General features: G+C 28.2%; 26 protein-coding genes and 9 tRNA genes. 19 read left to right on the plus strand and 16 right to left on the minus strand.

The genetic code is table 11. The annotated features are described in order from the left end of the window. Positions 1-116 precede the first annotated feature (116 nt). The 11 genes from B0174_RS11410 to tlyA all read right to left on the minus strand — a co-directional run bounded on the left by B0174_RS11410 (position 117) and on the right by tlyA (position 8,004). A complete protein-coding gene (locus B0174_RS11410) occupies positions 117-344 on the minus strand; it encodes a hypothetical protein (protein ID WP_108561075.1) in 228 nt (75 codons plus the stop codon). After that, on the minus strand, positions 341-496 hold the full coding sequence (locus B0174_RS12230) for a hypothetical protein (RefSeq protein WP_165790426.1): 156 nt from the start codon (positions 494-496) through the stop codon (positions 341-343). The genes B0174_RS11410 and B0174_RS12230 overlap by 4 nt, the downstream gene beginning before the upstream one ends. Further along, entirely contained in the window at positions 480-908 is a 429-nt protein-coding gene (locus B0174_RS11415; RefSeq protein WP_108561078.1) for a Mu transposase domain-containing protein, read from the minus strand. The genes B0174_RS12230 and B0174_RS11415 overlap by 17 nt, the downstream gene beginning before the upstream one ends. Further along, a complete protein-coding gene (istA, locus tag B0174_RS11420) occupies positions 902-1,885 on the minus strand; it encodes an IS21 family transposase (RefSeq protein WP_108561081.1) in 984 nt (327 codons plus the stop codon). The genes B0174_RS11415 and istA overlap by 7 nt, the downstream gene beginning before the upstream one ends. 101 nt (positions 1,886-1,986) lie before the next feature. Next, positions 1,987-2,790 carry a YhjD/YihY/BrkB family envelope integrity protein gene (locus tag B0174_RS11425; RefSeq protein ID WP_108561084.1) on the minus strand — a complete coding sequence of 268 codons (804 nt, stop codon included), beginning with the start codon at positions 2,788-2,790 and terminating at the stop codon, positions 1,987-1,989. A 6-nt stretch (positions 2,791-2,796) separates the two neighbouring features. After that, entirely contained in the window at positions 2,797-4,185 is a 1,389-nt protein-coding gene (locus tag B0174_RS11430; RefSeq protein WP_108561087.1) for an FAD-binding oxidoreductase, read from the minus strand. Continuing rightward, the gene (locus tag B0174_RS11435) at positions 4,185-5,210 is read right to left on the minus strand and encodes a plasminogen-binding N-terminal domain-containing protein (protein ID WP_108561090.1); all 1,026 of its coding nucleotides are present in this window, start codon (positions 5,208-5,210) and stop codon (positions 4,185-4,187) included. The genes B0174_RS11430 and B0174_RS11435 overlap by 1 nt, the downstream gene beginning before the upstream one ends. 11 nt (positions 5,211-5,221) lie before the next feature. Continuing rightward, positions 5,222-5,728 carry a thioredoxin-dependent thiol peroxidase gene (bcp, locus tag B0174_RS11440; protein ID WP_108561093.1) on the minus strand — a complete coding sequence of 169 codons (507 nt, stop codon included), beginning with the start codon at positions 5,726-5,728 and terminating at the stop codon, positions 5,222-5,224. 16 nt (positions 5,729-5,744) lie between these two features. After that, the gene (gene cmoA, locus B0174_RS11445) at positions 5,745-6,455 is read right to left on the minus strand and encodes a carboxy-S-adenosyl-L-methionine synthase CmoA (protein WP_108561096.1); all 711 of its coding nucleotides are present in this window, start codon (positions 6,453-6,455) and stop codon (positions 5,745-5,747) included. 24 nt (positions 6,456-6,479) lie between these two features. Continuing rightward, entirely contained in the window at positions 6,480-7,325 is an 846-nt protein-coding gene (locus B0174_RS11450) for a bifunctional riboflavin kinase/FAD synthetase (RefSeq protein ID WP_108561099.1), read from the minus strand. Continuing rightward, positions 7,294-8,004 carry a 23S rRNA (cytidine-2'-O)-methyltransferase TlyA gene (tlyA, locus tag B0174_RS11455; protein WP_108561102.1) on the minus strand — a complete coding sequence of 237 codons (711 nt, stop codon included), beginning with the start codon at positions 8,002-8,004 and terminating at the stop codon, positions 7,294-7,296. Before tlyA ends, B0174_RS11450 begins: the two co-directional genes overlap by 32 nt. 14 nt (positions 8,005-8,018) lie before the next feature. Between tlyA and B0174_RS11460 the strand changes: the two genes are divergently transcribed. Together B0174_RS11460 and B0174_RS11465 are read left to right on the plus strand one after the other, a co-directional pair. After that, positions 8,019-8,591, plus strand: a complete 573-nt coding sequence (locus B0174_RS11460; protein WP_108561105.1) for a YigZ family protein — start codon at positions 8,019-8,021, stop codon at positions 8,589-8,591. Positions 8,592-8,631: 40 nt separating this feature from the next. Continuing rightward, positions 8,632-10,314 carry a type II secretion system protein GspD gene (locus B0174_RS11465; protein ID WP_108561109.1) on the plus strand — a complete coding sequence of 561 codons (1,683 nt, stop codon included), beginning with the start codon at positions 8,632-8,634 and terminating at the stop codon, positions 10,312-10,314. Positions 10,315-10,318: 4 nt separating this feature from the next. On the opposite strand, the gene B0174_RS11470 is transcribed toward B0174_RS11465, so the two are convergent. The 3 genes from B0174_RS11470 to murA form a co-directional block, all read right to left on the minus strand. Continuing rightward, the gene (locus B0174_RS11470) at positions 10,319-10,939 is read right to left on the minus strand and encodes an HNH endonuclease (RefSeq protein WP_108561112.1); all 621 of its coding nucleotides are present in this window, start codon (positions 10,937-10,939) and stop codon (positions 10,319-10,321) included. An 8-nt stretch (positions 10,940-10,947) separates the two neighbouring features. Next, entirely contained in the window at positions 10,948-12,042 is a 1,095-nt protein-coding gene (locus B0174_RS11475) for a hypothetical protein (protein ID WP_108561115.1), read from the minus strand. Between the two features lie 99 nt (positions 12,043-12,141). Continuing rightward, positions 12,142-13,407, minus strand: coding sequence for a UDP-N-acetylglucosamine 1-carboxyvinyltransferase (murA, locus tag B0174_RS11480; RefSeq protein ID WP_108561118.1), 1,266 nt, complete (start codon positions 13,405-13,407; stop codon positions 12,142-12,144). Between the two features lie 103 nt (positions 13,408-13,510). Between murA and B0174_RS11485 the strand changes: the two genes are divergently transcribed. The 17 genes from B0174_RS11485 to B0174_RS11565 all read left to right on the plus strand — a co-directional run bounded on the left by B0174_RS11485 (position 13,511) and on the right by B0174_RS11565 (position 21,657). Next, positions 13,511-14,395: a DMT family transporter gene (locus B0174_RS11485; RefSeq protein ID WP_108561121.1), complete on the plus strand. Its 885-nt coding sequence runs from the start codon at positions 13,511-13,513 to the stop codon at positions 14,393-14,395. Between the two features lies 1 nt (position 14,396). Beyond that, on the plus strand, positions 14,397-16,130 hold the full coding sequence (locus B0174_RS11490; protein ID WP_108561124.1) for an FMN-binding glutamate synthase family protein: 1,734 nt from the start codon (positions 14,397-14,399) through the stop codon (positions 16,128-16,130). Then, a complete protein-coding gene (locus tag B0174_RS11495) occupies positions 16,117-16,494 on the plus strand; it encodes a DUF6394 family protein (protein ID WP_108561127.1) in 378 nt (125 codons plus the stop codon). Before B0174_RS11490 ends, B0174_RS11495 begins: the two co-directional genes overlap by 14 nt. 111 nt (positions 16,495-16,605) lie before the next feature. Further along, positions 16,606-18,195: a potassium channel family protein gene (locus B0174_RS11500; RefSeq protein ID WP_228156462.1), complete on the plus strand. Its 1,590-nt coding sequence runs from the start codon at positions 16,606-16,608 to the stop codon at positions 18,193-18,195. Then, positions 18,192-18,992 (plus strand): 3-deoxy-8-phosphooctulonate synthase, encoded by an 801-nt coding sequence (gene kdsA, locus B0174_RS11505; RefSeq protein ID WP_108561133.1) that lies wholly within the window; start codon positions 18,192-18,194, stop codon positions 18,990-18,992. Before B0174_RS11500 ends, kdsA begins: the two co-directional genes overlap by 4 nt. 30 nt (positions 18,993-19,022) lie before the next feature. Continuing rightward, on the plus strand, positions 19,023-19,493 hold the full coding sequence (gene ribH, locus B0174_RS11510; protein WP_108561136.1) for a 6,7-dimethyl-8-ribityllumazine synthase: 471 nt from the start codon (positions 19,023-19,025) through the stop codon (positions 19,491-19,493). Position 19,494: 1 nt separating this feature from the next. Next, positions 19,495-19,890: a transcription antitermination factor NusB gene (gene nusB, locus B0174_RS11515; RefSeq protein ID WP_108561139.1), complete on the plus strand. Its 396-nt coding sequence runs from the start codon at positions 19,495-19,497 to the stop codon at positions 19,888-19,890. 3 nt (positions 19,891-19,893) lie between these two features. Further along, positions 19,894-20,592 (plus strand): orotidine-5'-phosphate decarboxylase, encoded by a 699-nt coding sequence (pyrF, locus tag B0174_RS11520; RefSeq protein ID WP_108561142.1) that lies wholly within the window; start codon positions 19,894-19,896, stop codon positions 20,590-20,592. Positions 20,593-20,679: 87 nt separating this feature from the next. Beyond that, positions 20,680-20,769 (plus strand) — tRNA-Ser (locus B0174_RS11525). 3 nt (positions 20,770-20,772) lie between these two features. Then, positions 20,773-20,849 (plus strand) — tRNA-Ile (locus tag B0174_RS11530). 63 nt (positions 20,850-20,912) lie between these two features. Next, a tRNA-Gly gene (locus B0174_RS11535) sits at positions 20,913-20,989 on the plus strand. A gap of 54 nt (positions 20,990-21,043) precedes the next feature. Further along, a tRNA-Gly gene (locus tag B0174_RS11540) sits at positions 21,044-21,120 on the plus strand. 37 nt (positions 21,121-21,157) lie between these two features. Then, a tRNA-Met gene (locus B0174_RS11545) sits at positions 21,158-21,234 on the plus strand. A gap of 12 nt (positions 21,235-21,246) precedes the next feature. Then, positions 21,247-21,323: transfer RNA gene (locus B0174_RS11550), tRNA-Met, on the plus strand. A gap of 20 nt (positions 21,324-21,343) precedes the next feature. Continuing rightward, a tRNA-Thr gene (locus B0174_RS11555) sits at positions 21,344-21,419 on the plus strand. A 17-nt stretch (positions 21,420-21,436) separates the two neighbouring features. Then, positions 21,437-21,511 (plus strand) — tRNA-Gln (locus B0174_RS11560). Between the two features lie 69 nt (positions 21,512-21,580). After that, positions 21,581-21,657: transfer RNA gene (locus B0174_RS11565), tRNA-Met, on the plus strand. 119 nt (positions 21,658-21,776) lie between these two features. Here the strand turns inward: B0174_RS11565 and B0174_RS11570 are convergent. Continuing rightward, positions 21,777-21,983: a hypothetical protein gene (locus B0174_RS11570; protein WP_108561145.1), complete on the minus strand. Its 207-nt coding sequence runs from the start codon at positions 21,981-21,983 to the stop codon at positions 21,777-21,779. Positions 21,984-22,062: 79 nt separating this feature from the next. Then, positions 22,063-22,494 (minus strand): hypothetical protein, encoded by a 432-nt coding sequence (locus B0174_RS11575; RefSeq protein ID WP_133174800.1) that lies wholly within the window; start codon positions 22,492-22,494, stop codon positions 22,063-22,065. Between the last annotated feature and the right edge of the window lie 219 nt (positions 22,495-22,713).

The raw sequence follows: 22,713 nt of genomic DNA on the forward strand, positions 1-22,713 counted from the left end.
ATAATCAACTGTACTGTTGAATCCTTAAACTCTTGACTATATTTACTTTGTCTCATTTGCAACCTTTATTCATTTATTTTATCTCAGAATCTTTTAATTCTGAGTATGAATTTATGTTACCTCTCCAGTTTATAAAGATACTCTTGATAAGATATTTTTGTTTTAACAGCATCCATTGCAGCTGTTTCATAATTATCCATTACAGAACCAAGAGAAAGAAGTTTACAATAGCTTTCAATATTTTCTTTCATTGAACCATTCTCTAAGGAAACAGGTCCTGAGTTTCTTAAATTTGTAGTATTTCTTGTTTTACCTGTAAGCAGGATTTCACTTTGTTTCATCATATTTTATAATCTCCTAAATCTCTTTTTATATTTGCTGTTGGTAATTTAATATTGAACAAATTTAATTGTTCATTTTTTGGTTTTCTTTGATGAGTGATATAACCTTTAATAATAGAAATACTATAAACATTAAGACTAAAACACTCTTCCATTGCCATAATACATGTAACGAAGTGGAATCCCGCAGGAACGAGGACCATCTGCATCATCGTAGTATTCAAATAAATTTGCTATTTTATAAAGATGATAAGCTGGATTTATTCTTTTTGCTACTTTTACATTTTCAACAAACTTATTGATATTTCTATAATTGGCAAATCTTTTTGTAAGTCTTGATATTGAAATTGCTAGTGAATCAAACTGATTATCATTTCTATACCCTTCAAAGTGTTCTTTATTTAAAATAACTTCACCTTTTTTCATACTTATATTATGAGAGGCAATTAGTTTGTTTTTACTTGAGTATATTTGCAAAGTTGTTCCATAAAGAACTCGAAGCCACACTTCTTTACTTGCAAAGTAGTGAGGAACTGAATATTTATTTCCCTTATATGCAATTAACATTCACTTGTTGCTTTTCTGAACTCTTCTTTAAATCCAACATATCGTTTTAATTCACCTGTTATTCGGTTTATAGGAAGTGGCTTTAAAAAGTTTACTTCCTCTTCTTCATAAAGTTTTTTTGTGATTCTTTTAGTTGTTCCATGCAGTTCTAAGTTATGCTCATCTTGGAACTGTTTTAATCTAGTTCTTAAATCTTCAAAGCTTTTAAAAATATTCCCTTTTATAAAATGAGTTTCAAGATAACTAAATACGGATGCTACTTTCCCTTTACTCCATGGATGACTAGGCATACTTCTTGTTGGTTTAATTCCATAAAATCCACACAATGATAAAAACCTAGGATTCCAAACTAAATTATCTTTAGACGCATTTGTTACAAATACTGTTGCATTATCAACTTGTATTCTTTCACACACACCTCCAAAGAATAAAAAGCTCTCTTCTAATGCTGTATAAACATCACTTCCTATTACATACAAACTTACATCATAAAATTTATATCTACTAAATCCTAGGATTGTTTGATGTACATTTATTTTTACAATATCTTCACCTATTTGAACACTATAAGGGCTCCAATCATATTGCATCTGTTCACCTGCAAGAGTTTCATAACGCATAAATGCACTTGGTGTTGATTTGCTAACATCTTGTTGTATTGGTTTTAAAATCTCTCTAATATAAGCATATAAAGCATACTGGCTTCCTCTATATCCTTTTAATTTTATATCTTTTAAAATACGACTGGCTTTTAGATTCTTCTTTAAAAATGACTCTTTTATAAAATTAATAAATGGCTCTATATTTTTATTTACCTTTTTTTCTCCTTTGTTATACAAAGGAATTTCATCATTTACTAATGCTTTTTTTACAGTATTTCTACTAATACCTAACATTGTAGCAATAGTTCTAGTTCCTAAATTTGGATTTTTAACTTTTAAATTACGAATAGTTACCCAATCCTCCATACTAATCATCTCCTTTTACCTTTCATCATAATTATTATTTCTTATGACAAAAGAGTATATGTTCTTAGTTTACAGGTGGGTCAAAAGTTTTCAAAATAGTGGGTCAGTTTTCAGTCGAAAAATTCATCTGTATTAATTTGTACTCTTATATTTAACTTATGACACATTTTTATTCCATATAAATATATTATCCAAGAAATGTAAATCCAAAAAAAAGTAAATAATAATGTTGCTAATGAGCCATAAATCGTTGTGTAAGTTTTGTTATATATTACATAATAAATAAATAGATTTTTTGTTATTGAAAGGACTGTAAGAGTTATAAATGAAGAAATTAATGCTGCTTTGTTATCTACATGTTTATTAACACTTAATTTAAATAATGCGAAAAATATGATCCATGAAAAGATATAAGAGAGTATTTCTTTATAAAAATTACTTTCATAAAATGACATAATGATATTTATAAAAGCAAAAAGGAGTGGAAGAATAGCCATAAATATTGAGTAAAAAATAAAAGAAAATTGTATAGATTTTCTTTTTGCTTTATGAATTTTATTTACTATATATTCATAATCTTTAATAAACATAATAAATACAAATAACATATAAATAATTCCAATAAACCCTAATTTATTTGAATTTGATACATAGTTTTTTAAAGTTTCAATTATTTCTGTAGAGTGAGTTGGGTTTATTAAATTGAAAATATAGTTTATAAAAATATCTAAATAGTTCTTAAATTCTGAAAAAGAAGAGATTATTGCAATGAGCAGTGCAATAATAGGAAGAATAGAAAAAATGGTAAAAAAGCTTAAAGATGCAGCATAATATGTAGTATCATCATTAAAAAACAAATCAACTTTTCTTAAGGTTCGTTTTAGAAAGCTATCTTCACCATCTGAACTATTCATTTGGATTTATAGACCCATTTTAAATGGATTTAATATATTATTTGGATCAAACGCTTTTTTGATACTTCTAAATAAGTTCATTTCTGCTTCTGTGAATGCAATATGCATAAATGGTGCTTTTGATGTACCAATTCCATGCTCACCACTTAAAGTTCCACCTAAATCTACTACATATTGAAAAATTTCTTCAATGGCTTTATGTCCATCTTCCATCTCTTTTTCATTATTTTTATCTTTTACCATAACATTAACATGGATATTTCCATCTCCTGCATGACCAAAACAAGGAACTTGGAATCCGTATTTTTCACCAATTTTATAAATTCCATCAAGTGCAACTGGTAATTTACTTCTTGGAACGGAAATATCTTCATTTAGTTTTTTTGTTCCGTAAATCATTGTTGCAGGACTTGCATTTCTTCTTGCAAACCAAAGTTTTTTACTCTCTTCTTCATCTTTTGCAATTATAAACTCAGTTGCCCCAAATGCCTCAAATGCTTCTTTTAGAGTTTGAAGTTGTGAATCAATTTCAGCTTCGCTACTTGCATCAACATCTCCTACTAAAATTCCACCTGCATGTTCAGGCAGAGATACTTGTGGGAATTTTTGTCTTAAAGCTTTAATTACTAATGCATCTAAAAATTCCATAGCAACAGGATTTGCTCCAGCTGCAAGTGATTTAAATACAGCTGTCATTGCACTATCAACGCTTGGGAAAACTCCCATATAAGTTTGTTTAAATTTTGGTTTTGGAATTAATTTTAAAGTGATTTCTGTGATTATGGCTAAAGTTCCTTCACTTGCAATTAAAATTCCAGCAGTGTTATATCCTGCAACATCTTTGATAGTTCTTTTTCCTGCAACTATAATATCTCCATTTGGTAAAACAGCTCTTAATGCCATTACATAATCTTTTGTAATTCCATATTTTGCAGCTCTCATTCCACCTGCATTTTCACTTACATTTCCACCAAGTGTTGAATATTCTTCACTTGCTGGATCTGGAGGATAAAAAAGTCCTACTTCTTCAACCGCTTTTTGAAATTGCATATTTATAAGCCCTGGTTGTACAACTCCAACCATATTTTCCATATCAATTTCAAGTAGTTTATTCATATGTCTCTCTAACGAAAGAATAATTCCACCACTTGCAGGTAATGCACCACCTGTAAATCCAGAACCAGCACCTCTTGGAACTATAATTATTTGATGTTCATTACAATATTTTAAAATATCTGAAACATCTTGCTCGTGTCTTGGAAATACAACAGCATCTGGTTCAAATCTTGTTCTTGTTGCATCATAACAAAAAGCGATTAAGTGAGCTTTATCACTTTTTATATTTTCTTCACCAACAATTGAAGTTATATAATCTAAATGTTTTTTATCAATCATTATTTTATTCCTAAAATTCTTTTATAATAGTCATTATAACTTAGATTTTTTTCTCCAGAGAAGAAGTTGAAAAATGAAAAATGGAAAAAAGAATCTTCAATATCTTCAACTCTTGTATAAAATGGCATTTTAACTTCAGCATTATTTTCATAATTAACTACATAACTTGCTAAAATTGTAAATGTTTTAGTATCGATTATGAAAACTTTATTTTCAATAACCATAAAAATAGTTCCAAGATTTTGCTCAATTGCAAACTTTTGAATATCTTGTTTTGTAGGATATGGAATATGATCAACTTTTAATTTTGCAGCAAAAATATCTGAATGAACAAAATTATTTAATTTAAAATTATCTCGTACATTTTGAAAAGCATCTAAAGTTGGAGTTATTAATAAAGATGAATTATACATATAATTTAAAATTAAAATATCATTGTTTGAAACTACTCTATTTGATGTTGGAATTGCATTTTGTTTTAAATCATCAAATCCAAAAAATTCAACAACTGAGCTATTTGAATCTGAACTTATAACTTTTGCATTTGAAACTATTAATCTTCTGTCATTATCAAAAATATGAATAATTATACCTGTTTGACCAATAATTAAATTTCCCATAGGAATTACACTTTTATTATTTTCAATATTTGTGATTTTTAACCCCATTGGTTTTATTGAGAACTCTTTATTTGTTGCAGTTGTTGCAGGTTCTATTATTGAAGTTTTTAGCAAAACATTATCAACTTTTTTATTTGTGTTTGTATTTTTTGTGAAATAATATGTATAGTTAAATTTATTTTGTGAAGAATTAATTTTAATATCTAATACATCCCAACCATTGTTTTTCATTTGATTTAAAGAAAACTTACCATTACAAATACCACCATCTAAAGAAATATCTTCAATTAAAGAAGGTTTTTCTACATTATTTTTGTAGCAAGTTGTATCTTGAGCAAAAGCTAAACTTGATAGTAAACAACTGCTTACACCAGCTAATAAAAGTTTGTTAAATATTTTTGTCATAAGTTTTCCTATTATTTTGATTGTAATTCTTGAAGTTTGTTTTTAACTTCATCTACATGTAAAATTTCTATTTTTTCGCCTTTTACACTTTTTTTCTTTCTAACACTAACTTTATCCCAAATAGCAGCAATTTTATCCTCAGGATTAATAATAAAAGTTGTTCTAACAACTCCCATAAACTCTTTTCCCATAAATTGTTTTAGTTGCCACACACCAAAATCTTCGCACATTTTTTTACTCGAATCTGATAATAGAGTTATTGTTAAATCGTATTTATCAATAAATTTTCTATGTTTTTCAGTATCATCTGCACTAACACCTAAAATAACTGCATCTAAATCATCAAAAGAAGAGTGTTTATCTGTAAAGTCACAAGCTTGTGTAGTACAACCAGGTGTTAAATCTTTTGGATAAAAATATAGAACTATCCATTTTCCAGCTAAATCTCTTGAGCAAATTTCAACATCATCCTGATTAGCAGCACAAAAACTAGGTGCCGCATCTCCTACTTTTAACATACAAAAATCCTTTAATCTATTTTTTTATTGCTATAAATGTAGCAAAATTTACCCATTTGAAAATAGTTTCACAATGGCTAAATCCAGCATCTAATATCATTTTTTTATTTTCTTCTTCAGTATAAGGTATTAATACATTTTCTAAAGCTTCTCTTTTTTGAGAAATCTCAAACTCTGAGTAACCTTGTGTTTTTTTAAATTCATAATATTCATCAATAGATTGTTTATTTAAAGTTGAATTTGAAGAAATCACTTTTTCACTAAAAATAAAAATTCCATTATTTTGTAAGGAATCATATATTTTTTTAACTAATTTTTCTCTTTGTAAAGGTCTTATAAATTGTAAAGTATAGTTTGAAAGTATAAGTTTTGCATTTTCGTAAGTTACATCATGTAAATCAGCATTTATTAATTCAATATCAACTCCAAAAGCACCAGCTTTTTTTGCTGCATTATCTAACATAGCACTTGAATTATCAATACCTATTAGTTTTAAATTATTTTTACAATGTTTACTTAATTCGATTAATGTAGAAGCAGTTGAGCAACCTAAATCATAAACCTTATCATTTTCTTCTAAAAAATTGCACGCAAAATTTATTGATAATCTTTGCATTTCTTTATAAAAAGGAACTGAACGGTTTAACATATCATCAAATACTGATGCTACTTCTTCATCAAATTCGAATTGTTTTGTAATTGATTTTTTAAATACTTTATCTACCATACATATATTCTATCTAAATGCATATTAATAAATATTAATAAAGTAATTTTTTGCAGATTTTATATCATCTAAGATTTGATTTTTAAGTTTTTCGAAAGTATCAAATTTCTTATTATTTCTTAATTTTTCATAAAATTTTATTTGTGTAGTATGATTACTGTTCTTAATATCTTCATCAATAATATGCGTTTCAACAGCGTAACTTCCATCTGTTGAGACTCTATGCCCTAAAAAAGTAATAGAATCAAACTCACGATCATCTAAAATAGTTTTTGTAAAATAAACTCCCTCATTTGGAAGTAAAAACTCATCAACTTTTAGATTTATTGTTGGAACAAAACTTTTGCTTCCTAAACCTTGACCAGTTATTTGTTGTCCATAAATTTTGTACTCTTTTCCTAAGAGTTTATTTGCCATTTTTATATCACCAAGCTTTATATAATCTCTTATAATTCTTGAATGAACAGGAATGTTTTCTAACTTTATTTCATCAATAACTATTACTTTGCCATCAAAAAGTTCTTTTAGTTTTTCTATACAGTATTTTCTATTTTTCCCAAAACAAAAATCAAAACCCACAACTATTTTTTTTAAATTTGGAAACTCATTTTTTATTAATTTTATAAATTCATCGCCTTCAAGATGTTTAATATTTTCTAAAATATAATAATAAATAGGATAAATACTGTATTCTTGTCTATATCTTTTTGGTGTTAAGTTTGCGTATCCTGATTCTATTGAAACTATTGCTCCATTTGAATCTAGGTTTTTGAAAAGTTCTTGATGAGCTATGTGCATTCCATCAAAACCTCCAATAGCTATTGAAGTTATTGTATTTTTATTTACTAAAATAGAAGAGCTCTTCTTCATTCCCATCTTTTCCTTGTAGTTTACTCAAGTTAGAGTATTTTAATTTCCAATTTAATGCAAGTGTTGAATCTAAAAATTTTTGTCTTGATTTTATGATTGCATTTTTATCTTTTACCACACCTTTTTTATCTCTTTTTACATTTGTTCCAACTTCAAACTGAGGTTTAAAAAGTATGATAATATCTTTTGTTGCTAAGCGATTTATGTCATTTATAATATGTAAAATAGAAATAAATGAAACATCACAAGTTACGATTTCAAAAATCTCATCACTTTGAAAGTTTCTAATATCTGTATTTTCAAAAAAAGTGATTTTAGGATGGTATTTGATTCTTTCATGAAGTTGATTTGAACCAACATCAACGCAAGTAACTTTTTTTACTTCATTTTCAAGTAAAACTTGAGTAAATCCACCAGTACTACTTCCTATATCAAGGGTATTTTTGTTTTTTAAATCAAAATGTTTTAGTTCTTGTAAAAAGTATTTTAGTTTGTAAGCAGCGCGTGATACATAAAAATCATCTTCTAAAATCTCAACTTTATGATTTTGCTCAACATTAAAAGAGGGTTTTGATATAATCGCACCATCAATTTTAACTTTATCTGATTTTATTAATTCTAAAGCTTTGTTTCTGCTTTGAATATTAAAGGTTTGGGTTAAGTATAAATCTAATCTCATGGAGGCAATTATAGTTGAAATTTGTTCAAAAAGAGTTTAGCTGTACTTTCGAAGAAAGAAAATCAAAATTTATAGCTTTTTTAATGCCTTATTCTATGTTTGATGTTGTTATGAAAAAAGTAAAAGAGGAACATCCAAAAGCAAGACATTATGTTTATGCATATAGATATTTAAATGAGTTTGACCAAATAGTTGAAAATAGTAGTGATGATGGCGAACCAAAAGGCACAAGTGGAAAACCAAGTTTGGCAGTAATGGCAGGAGCTGAAATAATAAATACAGCTGTAATAATTGTACGATATTTTGGTGGAATAAAACTAGGAACGGGCGGATTAGTAAGGGCTTATGGAGATAGTGTAAATGAAGTTATAAAAATAGCTTTGTTTAAAGAATATAAAAAACTAGAAATAAAAACCTTAGAGTGTGAATACTCTGAACTTTCACAATTGGAATATCTCTTAACTCAAGAAGATATAAATATAAAATCAAAAGATTTTTCAACGAAAGTGAGTTTAAAAATTGAACTTACAAATGAAGAATTTGAAGTGCTAAAAACAAAACTATTAAGAAGTATTTTAGTATCATAATAACTGTATAGATTATTTAAATATAATTTTAGGAGTTTCTATGAAATTAAAGAGAATTTTATTAGTTGTTCTTTTAGCTTTTAACTTATTTGCTAATGATGAAATAAATGTAAATTTTAAAGATTTGAAAATAAGTGATTTAATAAAAATAACTTCCAAAATAATAAATAAAAATATATTAATAACACAAGATATAGAAGGAACAGTTGATTTTGTACCAAATAAAACTGTAAGTAAAAATGAGTTAGTTAAGATTTTGTATATGACTTTAGAAGATAAAGGTTATACTTTAGTTGAAGAAAATAATATTTTAAGAGTAATAAAATTTTCAGACACAAAAAAAGAAACATCAATAATAAAACTAAAAAATATAAAAGCAGATTTTGCTAAAAAAAGCTTAGATGAAATCTCAAAATCAATTTCAAATCAAGATTTAAAAAAACAAAATATTTCTATTATTGAAAATATTTTTGATAATTCTATAACACTTATCGCAGAAAAAAAAGATATTGATTATCTAACCAAATACATTAAAAACATAGATGATAATTCTGTTTCTTTAAAAAAAGAAGTAAAAGTTATAAATTTAAAAAATATAGATGCAAGTAATATTCTAAAAATATTAGAAGATATTGTAAGTAAAAAAGAGAACCCTGATTCTTTAAATAAACCAATAATTTCTTTAGATGTTGAATCAAATTCTATTATAGCAATGGGAAACACAGATGAGATAGCATATATAAATAGTTTAATTAAAGAACTTGATGTTGAAAAAGCTCAAGTTTATGTACAAGCACGAATTATTGAAGTTAATGATGAGTTAGTAAATCAAATAGGAATTTCTTATGGAATATTTGCAGGAAATGCAAATAATAACGGACTTACTGCATTTTCATCAAGTTTAAATGGTGGTTCTGATTCTATTTCTTTACTTAAAGATGCAATAGGAATAGATATTCCTGATATAAAATCTGGATTAGCCTTAGGCGCATCATTAAATTTACTTAAACAAAATGGAGCTTTAGATATTGTTTCCGAACCTTCAATTTTAGCTATTAATAATAAAGAAAGTTCTATTTATGTGGGAGAAACTATTTCAATTAAAACTTCAAGTAGCGTCACAGATGGAGGAACTACTAGAGAAAATTTTCAAAGAGAAGATGTTGGTTTAACTTTAAAAGTAAAACCTAGAATTTCAAACGAAACAAAAGTTACACTTGAAATAAATACTATTTTGGAAGGTGTAAAAACCACTCAAACTATAAGTGGAAATGCTGATACTTCAAAAAAAGAAGTAAAAACAACAGCTATATTAAATAACGGTGAAAGTGTGATTATTGGAGGATTAATAGAAAATAAAATTGAAACTACAAATCAAAAAGTTCCTCTTTTAGGTGATATTCCTTTATTTGGTGAACTCTTTAAAAATAATATTTCAAACAATAAAAAGAATAATTTAGTTGTAATTGTAACTCCATATATGATACCAAAAACAAAAGATATAACTTTTATTAGAAATAAGTTATCACAACTTAAAAATTTGGAAGATAAATATTTAGAAGATTCATTGATAAAATTAAAAGAAAATCATTTAAAAAGAAAAATTCAAGATAAAAATAGAGAAGAAAAATCTAATGAATTAGATAAAGAAATTGAAAAAGTAAGTAGCAATAATGAAAAAAATGAACATGAAAAAAGAGTTCATGAAGTTTTAGGAAACTAAAATTTTATTTCATAAAGCTCATTAAGTTATCATTTAAATTAAGCGAAGAAATGGTACTTCTTGGGTTTTTAGAATTTAGAATCTTGTTACAATTTACACATAAAGTCATTATATTTTCAAGATTATAACCACCACCATCAGTTATTTCTTTTACAAAGCTTGTATAAGCCTCATCTATGTTTAGCTCATTTCCACATCTACTACAATTTTTATGATCTCTTTTCCATGCAAACTCTTTTCTTAATGCCCAATCGCTTGGATATTTTGGATTTGATTTTGATTTTTCTTCATAATTTATCCAAAGTTTTTCCCTTGGAATGGTGGCTTGTGTTTCTTTTGGATATGGATAATTGAAAAATTGTTTAATGACACTTTCTATAATTAATGTTTGTCGAAGTTCCATATTTTCTTCATCTTTTGTTTTTTCGACAATTCTATAGTCAATATCAATTTTTGGATGATGATGAAGCATATAACTTTTTAAATCTTTAAGGAATAAAGGAAAACCTTCATCCTCTTTTGCTTTTATTTTTACTTTAAATATTTTTTCTTTATAAATGTATAGTGGTAATAAACAAGCTATGATTAAACTTGAAAAGATTACATAATCTAAATTTAAAATCAAAAGAATCCTTATATTATTTCAGGATTAATTTGGTGTTTATCTAAAGTTTTTTTAGCTTCTGTATGATTTGCAATAGCTAGTTTTTGTAATTCATTTTTATGAATTACTGGAAGTATTATTTCTCTTCCTGAAAGTTTTTCTAATTGTTTTCTATTATAATCAAAAATGTAAAAATCTTCATTTGTATCAACAAGTAAAAAATCAGCATTATTATCAAAAGCATCAAGTAAAATCGTTGCTGCAACATGATAAGTGATTAAAGGATTTTTATTAAAAGTATTTTTTGCTAAATCAAGTTTCATTGAATCTAGGTTTAAAATATTTGCATCTAATTTATTTAATAATTCTAAAGTTTGTTCAGAGTTTTTAGAGGTATAATAAGCAATATTAAAATCTTTAAAATCATGTTTAATTTCGTAATTTTCTTCAAATGTTCCAAAATCAATAATTAAAGTTTTGTTTAATCTAAAATTTTGTTTTTCAAGTGCTTCAAATTGATTTAGATTATTTTGAATAGTTTGGATTTTTTCTTCAATAATCATATCAAAGTTATAAATTCTTTTTTCTAAACTAGTATGATATTGCGCTCCAATTTCATAATCATCAAGAGCAAGAAGAACATAGTTTGCAATAGCTGGATTTTTTTTGATTAAATCATAAGCCAAAACTAAAATTGCATCACCAATATAATCATTTTTATAATTTAGAGTATTAGAAGCATAAAAATATGGTTTTAGTTTTAAATATTCAAGTTTGTCTTCTTCTTGTGCTAAATTTTTCAAAATTGAAAGTCTTTCTTTAAAGTCATTATCATCAATTAATAAATCATCACAAGCTCTTCTTATTGAAATAGGTTCAATTGTTAGTTCATTTCCAAAGTTAGCAATAACTTCTTCTAAAGTAATTGAAGCTTTTACATAAACTCCATTTATAACTAAATCAAAATCAGAACTTTTTTCAAATCCTAGTTTTGCTGTTTTATTTATTGTATTTAAGATATCTAAAATATTTTTTTCATCTTCTGTTTTTAAATAATGTTTTGTGTAATATGGCAAATAATCAGAGTTTTTATCAAATTTGAATAAAGAAATTTCTAGTTTCATTAAAATATACCTTGTTTTGTAGTTGGATAAATTCTAGTAAATTTATACTTAAAAAAAATGATAAGAGAATGATTTTTTCTCTTATCATTTAAAAGTGTGCTATTCAGTAAACCTTTTTACATCAGCACCAATAAGCGAAAGTTTTCCCTCAAGATTTTCATAACCTCTATCTAAATGATAAATTCTATGAATATTTGTTTCTCCATTTGCCACAAGAGCTGCTAATACAAGAGCAGATGAAGCTCTTAAATCAGTCGCCATTACATCTGTTCCATTTAGCGTTCCAGCTTTTCCATTTATAGTTGCAGTGTTTCCATTTAGATGAATATCAGCTCCAAGTCTTAGAAGTTCACTAACATGCATAAATCTATTTTCAAACAGTCTTTCATCAATAGTACTTGTACCATTTGCTTGAGTAGCAAGTGCCATAAATTGAGCTTGCATATCAGTTGGGAAACCTGGATATTCCGTTGTGATAATATTTACAGGTTTGATTTGTGTAGTTGGCAAGATTGTAACGCTATTTTCATCTTGTAATATCTCAAATCCCATCTCTTCAAGTTTTGAAATTACAGCTTCTAAATGTAGGGGAATTACTTTCTCAATTTTTACTTTTTGGTTTTTAATAGCTGCAGCACACATATAAGTTCCAGCTTCAATTCTATCAGGGATAACATCAAAATTTTTGATTTCTAATAGTTTTTGGGCTGTTCCCTCAATTATGATTTTTGAAGTTCCAATACCTTGTATATTTACTCCACTATTTGCTAATACTTCACAAAGTTGTACGATTTCAGGCTCTTTTGCTGCATTAATAATTGTAGTTGTTCCATGGGCTAGTGCTGCTGCCATAACTGTATTTTCAGTTCCACCAACAGTTACTTTATCAAATACAATTTTTGCGCCTTTTAAACCATTTGGTGCAGTAGCTCTGATATATCCATGTAAAATTTCAATTTTTGCACCCATTTGTTCAAGTGCTTTTAGATGTAAATCAACAGGTCTTTGACCAATTGCACAACCACCTGGAAGTGAAACTTCACAAACTCCAAATCTAGCAAGTATCGGACCTAAAACCAAAATAGATGCTCTCATTGTTTTTACTATATCGTAAGTTGCTGTTGTGTTATTTATAGTTGATGTGTTTATTTTTACGCTATTTCCATCTTTTTCAAAAGTTCCACCAAGTTTTTTGATTAGTTTTAAAAAAGTATTAATATCAACTACATTTGGTAAGTTTCCAATAGTTATTTCATTGTTTCCCAAAATAGTACAAGCAATTAAAGGTAGTGCTGCATTTTTTGCACCTGATATTTCAACGCTTCCTGAAATATCGTTCCCTCCAATAATTTTTAAGTATTCCATGTTTCCCCTATGAACTGTTTATATAAGGGTAATATAATAGCCAAAATAAGCTTTAAGATATGAAAACAATACTACAATTTGTTTTTAAGAAAAAGGTTATTATATGGAAAATCAAGTTAGCAAAGGCATAAAATATATGCTTTATGCATCTTTATTATTTGCTTTTATGGGTGCAGCTGCAAAAGAGTTAAGTGATTCTATGAGTTCAGTTGAAGTTGTGTTTTTTAGAAATGTTTTTGGTGTTTTTTTTATTTTAATATCTATTTATAAATCTCCTCTAAAACAAATTGGTGGAAAGTTTTGGTTATTAACTTTTAGAGGAGTCGCTGGGTTTGTAGCCTTACTATTTTACTTTTATAATATTTCACAAATACCTCTTGGAGAAGCTATGACTTTTTCTAAAACATCTACTATTTTTACAGCAGTTTTAGCTTATATCTTTTTAAATGAAAAGTTAGGATTCAAAGGTTGGATTGGTGTATTTATAGGTTTTATTGGAATTTTATTTATCACAGAATTTGATGGAAGTAGTTTAGAAAAAAGTGATTATTTAGGAATATTATCAGGTGTGGGAGCTGCCCTTGCTTATACATCTGTGCGAGAATTACGAACTTATTATGACTCAAGAGCTATTGTTCTATCATTTATGACAATAGGAACTATTGGACCTTTGATTTTGATGATAATTGGAAGTTTTTATGTAAATCCAAATTTGGATTTTATGTTAGGAACATTTACCACACCACAATTAAATGATTGGACTTATATTATATTATTGGGAATTTTTTCTACTTTTGCCCAAATTTATATGACAAAAGCATACTCTTTTGCAAAAGCTGGAATTATTGGCACAATATCATATAGTAATATTGTTTTTTCGATAATTTTAGGACTTATTTTGGGAGATAGCTTTCCATCAATGTTGATAGTTTTTGGTATAATCTTAATAGTTTTAAGTGGATTTTTAGTTTCAAGTAAAAAGGAATAGGATGGAGTTAAGTTTAGAAGAATCTTTTGGGATTCTATTTATAGTTGCAATAATTGCTTGGTATGTTTATGATAAATATGTTCAAAGAGAACATCAACTACTTGTAAATTATCCAATTATTGGAAGATTGAGATATTTATTAGAAGAGGTTAGAGAACCTTTTAGACAATATTTTGGAGATGAAAAGTTTTATGAATCAAAAGATAAATTAGATTGGGTTTATAAAGCTGCACGCGATCTTCCAAATTATGCGTCATTTTCACCCGCTCAACCTTTGCCTGAACCTAAGTTTATGATTAGACATTCAAATATTGTTTTAAATGATAACGAAGTTGAAAATGATTTTGAAGTAACTTTTGGAGAAAAAAGAAAAAAACCTTATACATCAAAAAGTATAATTGCCAGATCTGCTATGAGTGATGGTTCTATTTCACCTGAGGGAACAAGAGCTTTTGTTCAAGGTTCATATATTGGTAAATTTCCAATAAATTCAGGTGAGGGTGGAGTTACATCAAACTTTTTTGTTACCCATGAAAATTATGATTCATCATATATGACAATAGTTGATAGTTCATCTTTAAATAAAAAGATAAAAAGAGCTGTAAAATTTCTTTTTAATGGTGCAATTGCTGCTGATGTTTATAGAAAATTAGTTTTCAAAAATGACCCAGAAGCTGAAACTTATATTTTAGATATGAAAAAAGAACAGTTTTATAGACCAAATTGGGATGGACCATTAGAAGCTTTTCCTAAAACTGTTCCTGCTGATATGCCAGATGTTGTATTTCAAATTAGTTCAGGACTTTATGGAACTAGAGATAAAAGTGGAAAGTTTGATCCAAATAGATACCAAAAAGTTATGAGTTTTTGTCAAATGACAGAAATAAAAATAGCTCAAGGTGCAAAACAAACAGGTGGAAAACTAACAGGTCCAAAAGTAACTCCTGCAATTGCTTATTATAGAAATGTTGAAGCTTATAAAGATGTTTTTTCTCCAAATAGATTTCCTTATGCAAATACAATAGAAGAGTTATTTGATTTTATTGGAACTCTTCAAGAGCTTTCAGGAAAACCAGTAGGAATGAAAATAGTAATTTCAGATATGCAAAATATTGAACCGTATGCAAAAGAGATAAAAAGAAGAGTTGATGCGGGAATTGATGCTTATCCTGATTATATTACTCTTGATTCAGGAAGTGGAGGAAGCGCAACAGCTCCTTTAGAAATGATGGAAAGAGTTGGTTTAAATGTAAGAGATTCTGTTTATTTAGTGGATAAAGTTTTAAGTGATTATGGAATAAGAGATAAAATAAAAATAGTTGCAAGTGGAAAAATACTTACTCCTGATGATATTATAATTGTGATGAGTTTAGGTGCTGATTTTTTACAAATAGCCCGAGGATTTATGATGAGTGCTGGTTGTATTCGAGCAAGATATTGCTCAGGAACAACAGGGCGACAATGTCCTGTTGGTTTAGCAACGCAAGATAAGAAAAAAAGAAGAAAATATTTTGTATTTAGACATGCAAATTATGTTGCGAATTATCATAAAAATCTGTTGAAAAATGTAAAAGGTTTATTGGCAATTATGGGACTTAAAAATATAAAACAACTTGATAAAAATAAATTACTTTTTTTAGATAAAGATTCAAGAGTACATGATGATATTGATGAGGTATTTAGAAGAAAATTAAACTTAGTAAAAAACAAAGGAGAAGTAAATGAATTTAGATAAGGTGATTTCTGGATTTTTTATTATTTTAGCAATGACATTAAATTTTGGTTTTTTTTATGGTGATATGAACACAATTGCAAGTCATAGTAAATATGAATTATTTGCAGCAATAGTAATAAATCTAATAGCAACAATTTTAAAACTTGGTGATAAAACACAATTAGGTTCAGTTTTATTAGCAACATCTTTAGTTGCAGATATTCAGTTAATTGCAGCCGCTACTGTTTGGACGATTACGGTTTATTCAATTGGAATGAATTCTGAAATTATGGCTATTATTGTTTCTTTATCAGGAGGTGCTTTATTAGCAAATATAACTTCGGTTGCACTTTATGTTGGTGATACTTTAAAGTCAAAAAGATAAGAAGATAATATATTGAGAAATAATTCATTATTTATAATCTTACAAAAAATGAGAAGACCTTTTTTAATAATATTAATTACCTATTCAATTTCTATTTTAGGCTTGACTTTTATGGAAGGTACTGATGAAAATGGTAATCCATATTATATGACTATTTTTGATGCATTTTATTTTATCTCTTATACAGCAACAACAATTGGATTTGGTGAAACACCCTATGCTTTTAGTTATCCTCAAAGAATGTGGGTTAGTGTTTCTATATATTTAACTGTTTTAGGATGGTTTTATAGTATTGGTTCTTTAATTGCTTTATTTAGAGATAATTTATTTTTACAAGAGATAGAAAAAGCAAAGTTTTTAAGACAAATAAAAAATCTTAATGAAGATTTTATTGTAGTTTTAGGTTATAACCAAGTTACACGAAAAATAATTATGAAAGCCTTAGACCAAGGACTAAGAACAGTTGTTATAGAAAAAGATAAATTAAAAATAAATAATCTGATTTTAGAAAATTTCACCCCAACAGTTCCTCTTTTAGCAAGTGAAAGTTATTCTGTAAAAGTTTTAGAAAGTGCTGGATTAAACAAAAAAAATTGTAAAGCAATAGTCTCTTTATTTGAAGATGATGCTTTAAATTTAAAAATAACTTTGATAGCAAAAGCTTTAAATAAAAATATAAAAGTTGCAGTTAAATCAACAAGTTCAAATCATACAGAAAATCTAAAAGATTTAGAAGCTGAGGTTATTGTAAATCCTTTTTCTATTATTTCATCAGAAATTGGTATGGCACTTTGGGCTCCTAATTTATTTAAATTAGAAAAGTGGCTTTATCAAATAGATAATTTAAATGCCTTTTTACCGGTTTTTCCAAAAGGTTTATATATCATTTGTGGTTATGGGAGAATGGGAAAAAAAATATTTGAAAAATTAAATGAAAATAATATTGAAGTAAAATTAATTGAAATTGATAAAAATAAAGATTTTCCCTTTAGTCAAAAAGAGATTCCCAATTTAGTTTTTGGGAGTGCTGATGACAAAGAAGTACTTTTAGATGTGGGGATTAAACAAGCTGTTGTAATTGCCGCTGTTACGGATGATGATACGACAAATTTATCAATATTAGCAACTGCAAAAAAACTAAATCCGAATATTGTAACAATAGTTAGAGAAAATGAAATAGCAGATGATTTTTTATTTAAAAATGCAAATGTAAATCATATTTTTACACCTTCAAAAATATTAGTAAATAAAATTACAAATGCCTTAGTTAGTCCGTTGAGTGATAAATTTTTAAAAATGATTATCAAAAAAGATGATGAATGGGCTATGAAATTAATAACTAGATTAGTAAAACAGATTAATGAAAATCCATTACTTTTAGAGTTTGAAATAAATCAAAGCAATACACCTGAAATTTATAAATATTTATCTTCAAAACAAAACCTTAAAATGGAATTATTTGGAATATCTTTATATAATAAAGAACAAAAAAATAATGTTGTTCCTTTGTTACTTCAAAGAGAAAATGATATAATACTTCTTCCTTTATGGGAAAATGACCTAAAAATAGGTGATAAGATATTACTTGCATGTGATAGTCATGCAAAAAATGATATAGAATATATTTGCCAAAATATTTATGAATTTTATTATGCAATAACAGGCAAAGAAAAACGAACAATCTTAAAAGGATTTATATGAAAATTTTAACAGGACCATGTGTATTAGAAGATAGAGACACAGTAATGAGAATTGCTGAAAAATTAAAACCCTTAAGTGAAGATAAAAGAGTTGAATTTTATTTCAAAGCTTCATTTGATAAAGCAAATAGAACAAGTATAAGCTCATTTAGAGGTCCAGGACTTGACGAGGGATTGAAAATATTTGAAGAGATAAAAAAACAATTTGGATATAAAGTTGTAACAGATATTCACGAATCATATCAAGCAGCACCAGCTGGTGAAGTAATTGATATTTTACAAATCCCAGCATTTTTATGTAGACAAACAGATTTATTAGTAGCAGCTGCAAAAACACCTGCAATTATAAATATCAAAAAAGGGCAATTTTTAGCAGCTGATGCTATGAAACATCCAGTTGAAAAAATCTTAAACACAAGAGGAATCACTGAAGTTTCTTATGAAAGTTCAGAAAAAGCAGGAGTTTGGCTTTGTGAAAGAGGAAATACATTTGGATATGGTGCTTTAGTTGTAGATATGAGAAATTTACTTTTATTAAAACAATACGCTCCTGTAATCTTTGATGCAACGCACTCAGTTCAAATTCCAAGTACTGGTGGAACAACAGGAGGGAACTCAGCATTTGTTCCATATATGGCAAAAGCAGCAGCAGCTGTTGGTGTTGATGGATTCTTTTTTGAAACACATACGGACCCAAGTGTAGCACTTAGTGATGGACCAAATATGCTTAAAATTGATGACTTATATAAAACGATTGCAGACATTTTTGCAATCCAAGAAGCTTTAGGATATAATTAATCCTTATACATATATTTTTAAAGGAAATAAATGAAAATTATTGAAGGTAATTTAAGATTAAACGGTAGCGAAAAAATCGCTATTATCAACGGAAGATTTAATCACATAATAACAGATAGACTAGTTGAGGGTGCAAAAGATGCATTTAAAAGACATGGCGGAAATGAAGATAATTTAGATTTAATATTAGTTCCAGGTGCTTTTGAAATTCCTTTTGCTTTAGAAAAAGCATTATCAAGCAAAAAATATGATGCAGTTTGTTGTGTTGGTGCCGTAATCAGAGGTGCTACTCCACACTTTGATTATATTTCAGCAGAAGCTACAAAAGGAATTGCAACAGTTGGAATTAAACATGGTGTTCCTGTATCAAATGGTGTTTTAACTACTGATACAATTGAACAAGCGATTGAGAGAGCTGGTTCAAAAGCTGGAAATAAAGGCGCAGAAGCTATGGTTACTATTATTGAAATGTTAGATTTATATAACGAAATGGGGAAATAATTTGGCAACTAGAACACAAGCTAGAGAGTCAGTAATAGGTTTATTATATGCTTATGATTTGGGAAATGAAGGAATTGCAAAATTTGTTGATGAAATTTTGGAAGATAAAAAAATCAGAAATCAACAAAAAGAGTTTGCATTAAAAATTTTCAATGGAACAGTAGATAATTTAGAAAGTATTGATAAAGAGATTATCTCTCACTTGACTCAAAGAACTTTAGAAGATATTGGTTCTGTTGAAAAATCTATTTTAAGATTGGCTGTTTATGAGATTTTATTTGAAGACTTACCAAAAGCAATTATAATAAATGAAGCAATTGAATTATCAAAAAGATTAGCAAGTGATGGTGCTCCAAAATTTGTAAATGGTTTGTTAGATAAGATTATTAAGGCTTAATTTATGAATAATGCAATGAAATTATGTGTATCTTTAGATTTATCAAGTGCAGAAGAAAACTTAGCTTTAGTAAAACAAATAAAAGATTTTGATGTTTGGTTAAAAGTTGGACTAAGAAGTTATATAAGAGATGGTAAAAAGTTTTTAGAAGATTTAAAAGCAATTAATCCAAATTTTAAAATATTTTTAGATTTAAAACTTTATGATATTCCAAATACAATGGCAGATGCTGCAGAAGAAATATCTAATTTTGGACTTGTTGATATGTTTAATGTTCATGCAAGTTCAGGTATTGAAGCTATGAGGTTGGTAATGAATAGAATAAAAGATATACCGAATAAACCACTAGTTTTAGCAGTTACTGCACTTACATCTTTTGATAATGAAAGTTTTAAGGCTATTTATAACGAAGATATAGCTACAAAAGCAATACAATTTGCAAAAGATACTTATAACTCAGGTGTTGATGGTGTTGTATGTTCTGCTTATGAAAGTTTTGATATAAAAAAGAATACTTCAAAAGAATTTATTACTTTATGTCCAGGAATAAGACCTTTTGGCGAAGATAGTGGTGATCAAAAAAGAGTAGCAGATATTCCCTTTGCAAAAGAAAACTCAGTAGATTTTATAGTTGTTGGAAGACCAATATATAAAGCTGAAGATCCTAAAAAAGTAGTTGAAGAGATATTGAAAAATATTTGATTAACTCTTTGTTTTTAAGTATGTTTTAAGTGATGTAGTATTATAATTTCCGTCCTGATTTTAAGAAGTTAAAATTACGGAAATAGCGGACAGTTGGGTGAGTGGCTGAAACCACCTCCCTGCTAAGGAGACGTGCTGGTAACGGCACCGAGGGTTCAAATCCCTCACTGTCCGCCATACGGGTTATTAGCTCAGCTGGTTAGAGCACTCGGCTCATAACCGAGTGGTCGAAGGTTCGAGTCCTTCATAACCCACCACTATTTTAATTAAATAGTTTTCACTTTTTGTGATTTTAAAAATGTGTTTCGATATATTTTTATGCGGGAGTAGCTCAGTTGGCTAGAGCTTCTGCCTTCCAAGCAGACTGTCGCGAGTTCGAGTCTCGTCTCCCGCTCCAGAATTAAATAGATTTGGTAATGCTATTTAGTTTTTATAATTTTACCAAAGTGATGCGGGAGTAGCTCAGTTGGCTAGAGCTTCTGCCTTCCAAGCAGACTGTCGCGAGTTCGAGTCTCGTCTCCCGCTCCACTGTATGTCTTTGGACAAAATGTTCTTTTATTTATATCGCGGAATAGAGCAGCTAGGTAGCTCGTCGGGCTCATAACCCGAAGGTCACAGGTTCAAATCCTGTTTCCGCAACCAATTTTTTATAGTGTCAAGGTAGCTCAGCTGGTTAGAGCGCTGGTCTCATAAGCCGGAGGTCGAGGGTTCGAGTCCCTCTCTTGACACCATTTCTTAAATGAAATACGGCGCTGGTGTAGCTCAGTTGGTAGAGCAGCTGATTTGTAATCAGCAGGTCGGGAGTTCGACTCTCTTCACCAGCTCCATTTTCAAACTTTATTCTTGGGGTATCGCCAAGTGGTAAGGCAACTGCTTTTGGTGCAGTCATTCCTAGGTTCGAATCCTAGTACCCCATCCACCACATATTTAATAAAAAAATCTAATTAATATTTGATACTGTTGATTATTTAACAAATTACATATAAATCGCGGAATAGAGCAGCTAGGTAGCTCGTCGGGCTCATAACCCGAAGGTCTCAGGTTCAAATCCTGATTCCGCAACCAATACAAGCTTTTAGCTATTTGAACTTTTATAGTTCTTTTTGCTAGAAGCTTTTTTTTTAGTTTAAATTTTGGAAAAGACTCAAGAAAGACCCAAGGATTTAGGGTCTTAGAAAGGGTCTTTAGCACCAATATTCATAACTGTTATAATAGTTATATTCATCTTGCGTTAAAAGGTACTCGTGCTCATCAGTTTTTAACTCCATACATAAAAGATTAAAACCATCTTCATTAAATTCACAAACTTCTTTGATAGTTTTAACATCTGGACAAATTCTTTTAATACTATTTTTCAAGTTCTTTTTTTTTGTATAATCATAGAACGGCATAATATTTTCCTTATTATATTTAATTTTAATACACTAACCCCATAGGGAGAATAGTGTTATATATTTTTGATTTCTTATCTTAATCTAGGTAAGAAACATCCTCAGGGTTACTGATTTTCTTGTATAGAAGTAGTTCTAGAAAATTGCTGTAATTGGTTTTATCTTTTGGATAATTTAAAGCTTTCAATACAGTTCGTATAATTACACGATTCCCTGTAGTATCAGCAATCATATTTGGTGTAAATCTTGCAGTTTTTGCATGTTTAACAGCTGATAAAGATACTCCAAAGGGTCGTAAAGTTTGAACTAAAGCCATATATGTCATGTTTAAATCTTTGAAAGGCTTAATACTTTGAGTTATACCTCTTAACATGTGCCTTATACAGAAAGCTTTATCCGTTCCTGTTTTTCTAACATTTAGTTTAGCTCTTAGATACTTGTAATTAACAGCATCAACTGTGAGCCTTTGTCTTAGCCTTTTTAAATATTCACCACTTTGTCTGTATTTCATAAATTCATTTATATCTTTATGAGGTGCCGTATCTGTAGCATTGACCGGAGCTCTTTTATTATCATAATCTAAACTTATGATCTGGAGAGGTATGGAGAGGTAACATAAATTCATACTCAGAATTAAAAGATTCTGAGATAAAATAAATGAATAAAGGTTGCAAATGAGACAAAGTAAATATAGTCAAGAGTTTAAGGATTCAACAGTACAGTTGATTAT

It is taken from the genome of Arcobacter caeni (assembly GCF_003063245.1).
Taxonomy (GTDB): Bacteria; Campylobacterota; Campylobacteria; order Campylobacterales; family Arcobacteraceae; genus Aliarcobacter; species Aliarcobacter caeni.

What these genes read in the sequence shown, in the direction of transcription:
- B0174_RS11435 (WP_108561090.1), bottom strand. Translation starts at nt 5,210, where the DNA reads ATGACAAAAATATTTAACAAACTTTTATTAGCTGGTGTAAGCAGTTGT.
- B0174_RS12230 (WP_165790426.1), bottom strand. Translation starts at nt 496, where the DNA reads ATGGAAGAGTGTTTTAGTCTTAATGTTTATAGTATTTCTATTATTAAA.
- istA (WP_108561081.1), bottom strand. Translation starts at nt 1,885, where the DNA reads ATGATTAGTATGGAGGATTGGGTAACTATTCGTAATTTAAAAGTTAAA.
- B0174_RS11485 (WP_108561121.1), top strand. Translation starts at nt 13,511, where the DNA reads ATGGAAAATCAAGTTAGCAAAGGCATAAAATATATGCTTTATGCATCT.
- bcp (WP_108561093.1), bottom strand. Translation starts at nt 5,728, where the DNA reads ATGTTAAAAGTAGGAGATGCGGCACCTAGTTTTTGTGCTGCTAATCAG.
- pyrF (WP_108561142.1), top strand. Translation starts at nt 19,894, where the DNA reads ATGAATAATGCAATGAAATTATGTGTATCTTTAGATTTATCAAGTGCA.
- B0174_RS11490 (WP_108561124.1), top strand. Translation starts at nt 14,397, where the DNA reads ATGGAGTTAAGTTTAGAAGAATCTTTTGGGATTCTATTTATAGTTGCA.
- B0174_RS11465 (WP_108561109.1), top strand. Translation starts at nt 8,632, where the DNA reads ATGAAATTAAAGAGAATTTTATTAGTTGTTCTTTTAGCTTTTAACTTA.
- B0174_RS11575 (WP_133174800.1), bottom strand. Translation starts at nt 22,494, where the DNA reads ATGAAATACAGACAAAGTGGTGAATATTTAAAAAGGCTAAGACAAAGG.
- B0174_RS11570 (WP_108561145.1), bottom strand. Translation starts at nt 21,983, where the DNA reads ATGCCGTTCTATGATTATACAAAAAAAAAGAACTTGAAAAATAGTATT.
- B0174_RS11450 (WP_108561099.1), bottom strand. Translation starts at nt 7,325, where the DNA reads ATGAAGAAGAGCTCTTCTATTTTAGTAAATAAAAATACAATAACTTCA.
- B0174_RS11425 (WP_108561084.1), bottom strand. Translation starts at nt 2,790, where the DNA reads ATGAATAGTTCAGATGGTGAAGATAGCTTTCTAAAACGAACCTTAAGA.
- B0174_RS11500 (WP_228156462.1), top strand. Translation starts at nt 16,606, where the DNA reads ATGGAAGGTACTGATGAAAATGGTAATCCATATTATATGACTATTTTT.
- murA (WP_108561118.1), bottom strand. Translation starts at nt 13,407, where the DNA reads ATGGAATACTTAAAAATTATTGGAGGGAACGATATTTCAGGAAGCGTT.
- B0174_RS11475 (WP_108561115.1), bottom strand. Translation starts at nt 12,042, where the DNA reads ATGAAACTAGAAATTTCTTTATTCAAATTTGATAAAAACTCTGATTAT.
- B0174_RS11410 (WP_108561075.1), bottom strand. Translation starts at nt 344, where the DNA reads ATGATGAAACAAAGTGAAATCCTGCTTACAGGTAAAACAAGAAATACT.
- ribH (WP_108561136.1), top strand. Translation starts at nt 19,023, where the DNA reads ATGAAAATTATTGAAGGTAATTTAAGATTAAACGGTAGCGAAAAAATC.
- B0174_RS11430 (WP_108561087.1), bottom strand. Translation starts at nt 4,185, where the DNA reads ATGATTGATAAAAAACATTTAGATTATATAACTTCAATTGTTGGTGAA.
- kdsA (WP_108561133.1), top strand. Translation starts at nt 18,192, where the DNA reads ATGAAAATTTTAACAGGACCATGTGTATTAGAAGATAGAGACACAGTA.
- cmoA (WP_108561096.1), bottom strand. Translation starts at nt 6,455, where the DNA reads ATGGTAGATAAAGTATTTAAAAAATCAATTACAAAACAATTCGAATTT.
- B0174_RS11495 (WP_108561127.1), top strand. Translation starts at nt 16,117, where the DNA reads ATGAATTTAGATAAGGTGATTTCTGGATTTTTTATTATTTTAGCAATG.
- B0174_RS11415 (WP_108561078.1), bottom strand. Translation starts at nt 908, where the DNA reads ATGTTAATTGCATATAAGGGAAATAAATATTCAGTTCCTCACTACTTT.
- tlyA (WP_108561102.1), bottom strand. Translation starts at nt 8,004, where the DNA reads ATGAGATTAGATTTATACTTAACCCAAACCTTTAATATTCAAAGCAGA.